At 47.5% G+C, this 6811-nt stretch carries 6 protein-coding genes; all 6 read right to left on the reverse strand.

What is annotated here, in order from left to right:
- Positions 1-676: 676 nt before the first annotated feature.
- Positions 677-877, reverse strand: coding sequence for a hypothetical protein (locus H6F50_RS08780; protein WP_190428392.1), 201 nt, complete (start codon positions 875-877; stop codon positions 677-679).
- 134 nt (positions 878-1011) lie between these two features.
- Positions 1012-1971 carry a GNAT family N-acetyltransferase gene (locus H6F50_RS08785; protein WP_190428393.1) on the reverse strand — a complete coding sequence of 320 codons (960 nt, stop codon included), beginning with the start codon at positions 1969-1971 and terminating at the stop codon, positions 1012-1014.
- A 161-nt stretch (positions 1972-2132) separates the two neighbouring features.
- Positions 2133-2639 (reverse strand): GNAT family N-acetyltransferase, encoded by a 507-nt coding sequence (locus tag H6F50_RS08790; RefSeq protein WP_190412540.1) that lies wholly within the window; start codon positions 2637-2639, stop codon positions 2133-2135.
- A gap of 2 nt (positions 2640-2641) precedes the next feature.
- On the reverse strand, positions 2642-3127 hold the full coding sequence (locus tag H6F50_RS08795; protein WP_190428394.1) for a cupin domain-containing protein: 486 nt from the start codon (positions 3125-3127) through the stop codon (positions 2642-2644).
- A 117-nt stretch (positions 3128-3244) separates the two neighbouring features.
- A complete protein-coding gene (locus H6F50_RS08800; RefSeq protein WP_190428395.1) occupies positions 3245-3778 on the reverse strand; it encodes a GrpB family protein in 534 nt (177 codons plus the stop codon).
- Positions 3779-4029: 251 nt separating this feature from the next.
- Positions 4030-6811, reverse strand: a 2782-nt coding sequence (locus tag H6F50_RS08805; RefSeq protein WP_190428396.1) for a WD40 repeat domain-containing protein, incomplete at its 5' end; no start/stop codon positions are given.

The following is a 6811-nucleotide window of genomic DNA, read 5'->3' on the forward strand; positions in this document are numbered from 1 at the left end:
ATGGCAGCGGTAGGAATTGAACCTACATCTCCCGCTTATCAGGCGGATGTGTGTATGCTTTTCAGGTTAGGGCGCGGAACACAAAATTTAAAGCTGAGTATCCATAAAACGCACTATTTAGTTTGCAATCTGTTTTGGAAAAAATTGTCACTTCGTACAAGTTAAGAAAGCTATAGTTAACGGGAGTTGAACCCGACCTATCGATTAATAGTCGATTGCTCTACCACAGAGCTAGTATGTAAGCTTTCTAAGTTAGGATACGAAGTGATGCGACACAAAATTTAGTGTAAATATGGGAGGCTACGCACAAGTTAAAAAAGCTTTTTTACACCTCTCCAAGCAGCGGAGAGGGTAGGAATCGAACCTACAATTCGGTGTCCCGATCGTTACCAATTTGTATGCTTCTTACATCAGGGCGCGTGCCTTTCTTTTCACATCAATTCGCAAAAAAATTGAATTCTAATCCCGCGCAAGTTAGCAAAGCGGTTATCACTTGGCGCTCTATCCGTTGAGCTACAGCTGCATAATAGAGCATCTGGTGGGAATCGAACCCACTACCTCCCCGATCGTAACGGGAATGTGTGTATGCTTCACAAATTAGGGCGCGGGACAGTAATAATTTTGAGTTTTGAATTTCGAGTTTTGAATTTCAAGTTAACTTAAAACTCAAAACTATTTAGCCGTAGACGGCTTCTGGGCGCACAATTAAATCGCCACTGGGACGACGATCGACAACGTAGGATTGGAAGCGATCGCTTCTAACATCAAAATGCTGTGCAAGGCGTTCCTTAACGGATTTATCGTTCATGCCATCCGTTACACCTAGTTGCTTTTCTTCAATGTCGTAAGAACGACCTTCAAAACGAATGTGAACCATTTTGAACACCTCCTTAAAGTTGGAAGCAAGATGATGTATGAACTTGTCGTTCTCTTGCTTCACTACTTTATACTACATAAACACTACAAAAGTTGTCAAGAGTTCGGCAGCAAGATTTTTTAGCAAGAGTCCAACTACACATCCTTGACGTAGAAAATGCGGGTGTGAAGTGTGGCATAGCCAACAGATTCGTAGAGTCGCAGCGCACCTGAAGGATTTTGAGCATCGACGCCAAGCTTGGCTGTCTCTACGCCAGCAGCCTTCAAACGATGCATCCCGCTTAGTAACATAGCTCGTCCCAGCCCAATCTTACGGAAGCCGCGCCGCGTGCCTAGTACAGCAATCCAGCCTTCCTTGCGATCGCTGCGTGCATTTTCCTCTGTATAGATCCTGCTGTGGCAAAAAGCAGCAAAAGTCCCATCAGGAGCGATCGCAATCAAGTTTAATTCCGGCTTGTAATCCCGGTCGCTTAGATAATACTTAAGCATCTCCACAGTTAAAGGGTGATGATTCCAATGGTCGATAAACGACTGGTTAAACATCTCCACCCACGCTTCTGCGTCTTGTTCAACTTCTACTTGGCGAATGGTGAAACCTGCTGGAAACTGCGGTTGTGGTATTGGTTCATCCAGCGATCGCCTCATGGTGAAAAAGTACCGATCGGCAGTGAAACCGCAACTTTCTAAGAAAGCGATGCGTTCGGCTTGGTCTTCGCGAGCGCTGGAGCGCAGCTTAACACTCATGCAGCGTTCTTTGCTAACTTCGCGCATCCGTTCCTCACCCCAGGCGACGATCTGTTTTTCCAGATAAACGCCGCGATCGCTTGGGTGAACGTGGAAACCAATGTAGCCTTCGATGATTTCGCCATCAGGGGGAATCCACATTCGTCCGAAGCCAATCAGCTTACCGTCAGAGTTTTCCCAGAGGCAAAGATCGCGTGCTTTGTCTAATGAAGGTGCTTTAAATTCCTGTCGCAGTTCAGATACAGATATGCCTTCGTCAAGTTTATCGACCGCTTCGCAGGAATTGATCAACTGAGCGATCGCTTCTAAATCCGCTTCCCCTGCATAAGGACGCATTGTTAAAGTAATCATAAAATTAGCTGAGATGCCTACGTTGCCGTAATTCCGGAAATTTAAGTTGCGCTTTACTACAGGCATACTACAAGAACTTGCGGAAATAACACCTCACCCGATTGGGTGACAAGCAGACATTGCAGATCGTAGTTTGCGATCGCGATGAATTTCTGCACTGCTTAAAGCGATCGCGATTTTTCAAAGTAAAGAAGAGGATGCTCGTTGACGACTTCCCGTCCCGTTTGCCTCATCCCTAGCTTCTCAAGCACCCGCACAGACGCAATGTTTGGTTCGTCCACATCCGCCCTCACCTTGGGAAGGGAAAGCGTGTCCAGAGCATAACCCAATACAGCGCTAGCTGCTTCTGTTGCGTAACCATATCCCCAGCGATCGGGATGAACTCCGTAGATTAAACTGGGAGTCCCTTCCTCTGAAGGCAAGAAGCCAGCAAAGCCAACAAGATATTCAAGGTCGCGCATAAAGATTAGCCAGAGTCCGTACCCATGCTGTTCAAAGTTCGCGATGCTGTCCTCAACGAAAGATTCTGCCTCGTCAGACGAGATTACCCGGTTGTCGAATAAGAAAGACCGGACGCGATCGCTCGTCCAAAGCGTGTGAATGAGTTGAATATCCTCGATCTGGCAGGGTCGAAGCTGTAATCTACTTGTTTCGAGTACGCAACTCATCGTTATTCGGTGTCTAATGATCCAAACGGTTTAGCATCTTCTAAGTCAAAGATTTCAATAGCATCCTCACGGCGAAACATGCGTTTTCCAAGGCGCGGGAAATCGGCAATTTCTATATCGAGGTTTTCTCCTCCCGCCAGATAAACTAAGTCTTCCTCACCTGCATTCCTCAAATGATGAGCTACCGAAGGAGTCGGGAATGCCATGAAGTCTCCTGCACCAACTTCAAATTCTTCGCCGTCAATTTCCGCAATTCCGCTGCCCGATAGGATGTAAATCCATTCTTCCTCGCGGTAGTGGGAATGATATACAAAGGATTCCTTTCCTGGAGGGACTTTTACAAAGTTGACTCCGGTGCGCTTTAGTCCGAGCGCTCGCCCCATTTGTGTCCCTGAGATTTCGGATTTCGGATTCCAGGGGTGTGAGAATGTTTGCATATTGTCTTCAATTTGTTGACGCCGCAAAATCAAAGATTTCTTCTCTGCCATGTTCGTAACCCTCAGATGGTTTACTGGATACCTAATAGCTAAGTTCAGCGATCGCAATATGGGATTTCATAGAGGTTTCTCCTCGCGAACAAAATATAAGTCTGGATAGGGACACTGTTACTCATTTACTGAAGACACACGCCACCCTGCTGCTTTTCGGTCAATGGTTTTGATAAAGTCGTCTTTCCCGTCCATATATCCCTCTATATCATCGGGATACATCTCGGCTAATTTCTGCTTAAGGTTACTGTATTGCTGTGCATCGTCAGGATGAGCAATCATGTAATCTCGAAATGCTAAGTGACGCTTTACCTGTGCTGAACCAATCTCGAATGTATGAATGTGATGTGTTCTGATACCTGCTTGGCTATTCTTAAGGAAGAATCGCCGACCGGGAATTCCATATTCACCCATCACTTCATAACCCAGTGACTCCATTGATGCACTCTGCTCATCTACACGAGAAATGTCTTTCACTTCAACCAGCAGATCGATAATGGGCTTTGCGTAAATATTAGGAATTGCCGTGCTACCAATATGATGTATTGCAACCATATTTTCACCCATTGCCTCAGCAACTTGCTGCGACTCAGCCTCAAACGCATCTCGCCACTGTAGATTGTGTGGAACTACTTCAACTTTGAACGGCATGACTGGCACCTGTAGTAATGCAAGATTCTGGGAAGGAAGAGCAATTCTTGGCTACACTCGCAGATTCTCCAATTGCGAAATTCTTGATTTGTAGATAAGTGCTGTCTGAGGTCATTAATCTTGTATCAGTTTGAGAGGGTCTGGCATTTCGGTGTATTCAGTTGGGGAACTGTTGATTTTAAGCCAGAGGAATTGGGAAGCAACAAAGAGGCAGATATCGCGATCGCAATTAACCTGGATTTTGTACAACTTTACTGGCAAATCGACAGGCTTTGTGTTTGCAGATAGTCCCGCATCCAGGCACAGTTTAGAACCAGTAGGGCATCCAGATCCAAATTCCATAAAATAATCGTGCGATCGCTACTAGCTGAAGCGATTGTTTGACCATCTGGGCTAAAACTTATCCCCAAAACGCTATCAGTATGCCCACGTAGGGTTTTGAGCAATTTTCCACTCAGGCTCCAGAGTTTCACCGTTCCGTCAGAACTGGCAGAAGCTAGAGTTTGACCATTCGGGCTGAAGCTGATGCTATTGACTCGATTGGTATGCCCAGTTAAGGTTTTGAGCAACTGACCGTTGCTCCAAAGTTTTACGATTCCATCAGCACTGGCAGAAGCTAAGGTACTACCATTGGGACTGAAGCTGACATCTAAAATACCAGCACTATGTCCCGGTAGAGTGCTGAGCAAACTTCCGTTATGCCAAAGCTTCACCGTTTCGTCAGCACTCACAGAAGCTAAAGTCTGTCCATCCGGGCTGAAACTCACGCTTGTTACCGATTCCTGATGTCCGATCAAGGTATCCAGTAGAGTTCCATCCCGATTCCAGAGTTTCACAGTTCTGTCAGCACTCGCTGAGGCTAAAGTCTGACCATCTGGACTGAAACGAACACTCAAGACACTAGCAGTATGTCCCTGGAAGGTCTTCAGAAGCGTGCCGTCTTTGTGCCACAATTTTATCGTTTTGTCAGCACTCGCTGAAGCAAACGTCTGTCCATCCGGGCTAAAACTGATGCTGGAAATCTCCCCATTGTGTCCTTTGAGAGTTTTTAGCAGCTTCCCGTCTTGATGCCAAAGCCTCACTGTTTTGTCGGCGCTGGCAGAAACCAAAGTCTGACCATCTGGGCTAAAACTTACACCCCGCACCTCAGAATCATGCTTCTGCAAAGTGGGAAGTTTCTCAGCGTTAGGGTGCCAAAGTTTAACTGTAGTATCGGCGCTGGCAGAAGCCAAACTCTGACCATCGGGGCTGAAACTCACACTGTAAATCGAAGCGCTGTGTCCTTTGAGAGTAGAAACAAGCGTGCCATCCAGACGCCAGAGTTGCACCGTTTTGTCCGCACCGGCAGAAGCCACGGTTTGACCGTCTGGGCTAAAACTAACCGCCCAAACGAGATCCTTGTGTTCGGTGAAAGTTCTGTAGGGACGAGTTTCAAAACCTCCCAGACTCCGATTCTGACGCCAGAGTTTCACTGTAGTATCTGCACTAGCAGAAGCCAAAGTCTGACCGTCGGGGCTGAAACTGACGCTATTAACTGAAGCGGTATGTCCTTTTAAAATCCCTAGCAATTTACCATTGCGGTGCCACAGTCTAATTGTTTTGTCGGTGCTAGCTGTCGCTAAGGTTTGGCTGTCTGGGCTGAAGTGAATACTTGTTACCCAAGAGCGATGACCCTTTAAGGTAACAATTAGGCTGCCGTTCCGCCGCCAAAGTTTCACCGTTTTATCCGCACTGGCAGAGGCGAGAAACTGACCATCTGGGCTAAAAGCAACGCTATTGACTTTGCCAGCGTGCCCTTTGAGAGTAGTTATGAGTGTACCGTCCCGGTGCCAGAGTTTCACCGTTTTGTCATAACTTGCAGAAGCCACCATTTGGCTGTCTGGGCTGAAGCTGACGCTTTTTACCTTGTCTCGATGTCCTTCCAGCGTCGTCAACAGCCTGCCATCCCGTTGCCAAAGTTTAACTGTACCGTCATCACTGGCAGACGCGATGGTTTGACCATCCGGGCTAAAACTGAGGCTAATGACTGTTCTTTGATGTCCCTCCAGACGGTTATACTCTCTGACGCCATAGACTGCTTGCTGTAGAACCGTTACCACTCGAATGCGGGTATCGGGTTTGGCTTCGATAGATTGTTGTAGCTGTCTACCTGCCTTTAAACTTTCCAGCAATGCTTCTAGTTCTTTATTTGAGGCTAGGAGTTCATCTGAGGAGGCACTTAAAGCATTGAGTTGGGCATCGATTTCACCCGTTTCGGCTCGCTGCCATTGCTTTGTGGCAATTCCCACTAGCAATCCTAGTCCTATCAAACCGCTCGTGAGTCCCAGGATAACTTGTCTTCGTTGGCGATCGCGTACTCTCTGCTCTCGTGCTTGCAGTGCCAAACTTGCCTGTATAAAAGTTTGCTCCGTTGAACTCAGATCCGCCGAACGTTCGGCGTACCAATGTTGGGCTTCTAATAACGGCGCACCTCGCCACAGTACACCCTCATCTTGCTGGCTATCCCATTGTCGCAAAGCTATCCGCAATCGCTCCTGCCAAGTCCGGAAGCTGCGGTCATCTTCTAGCCACTGGCGCAAGCGTTGCCACTCTCGAATCAGCGCTTCATGGACGATTTCGACGGTTTCAACCCTGGTTGCCTCATCTTGTCTGCTAACAACCAAACGCGCATCTGCTAGGCGCGTAACTAAGTTCCAATTGTCTTGTCCTACGTCGGTGCGGGTGGCGATGCGGCGAGTATCGGCGGTGCCTTCACCGGGATGCACTAATTGGAGAAAGATACGCTTTGCCTGTTGCTGTGCTTCCGGTTTGAGTGCCGCGTACACCTGTTCGGCATAACTGGCGAGTGCTTGTTCGACACCGCCAATGGCATCATAAGCAGCATGAGTGAGGATACCATTGCATTGTTGTTCCCACAGCAAGGTTAGGGCAAACTCCAGTAAAGGCAAAGAACCGGGTTCGCAGCTAACGGCATCTAGTATGCGCGATCGCAATCCTTCCTCGATCTGTACGCCTAAATTCTGGGCTGGTTTT

Origin of the sequence: Coleofasciculus sp. FACHB-712 (assembly GCF_014695635.1) — a bacterium.
Taxonomy (GTDB): domain Bacteria; phylum Cyanobacteriota; class Cyanobacteriia; order Cyanobacteriales; family FACHB-T130; genus FACHB-T130.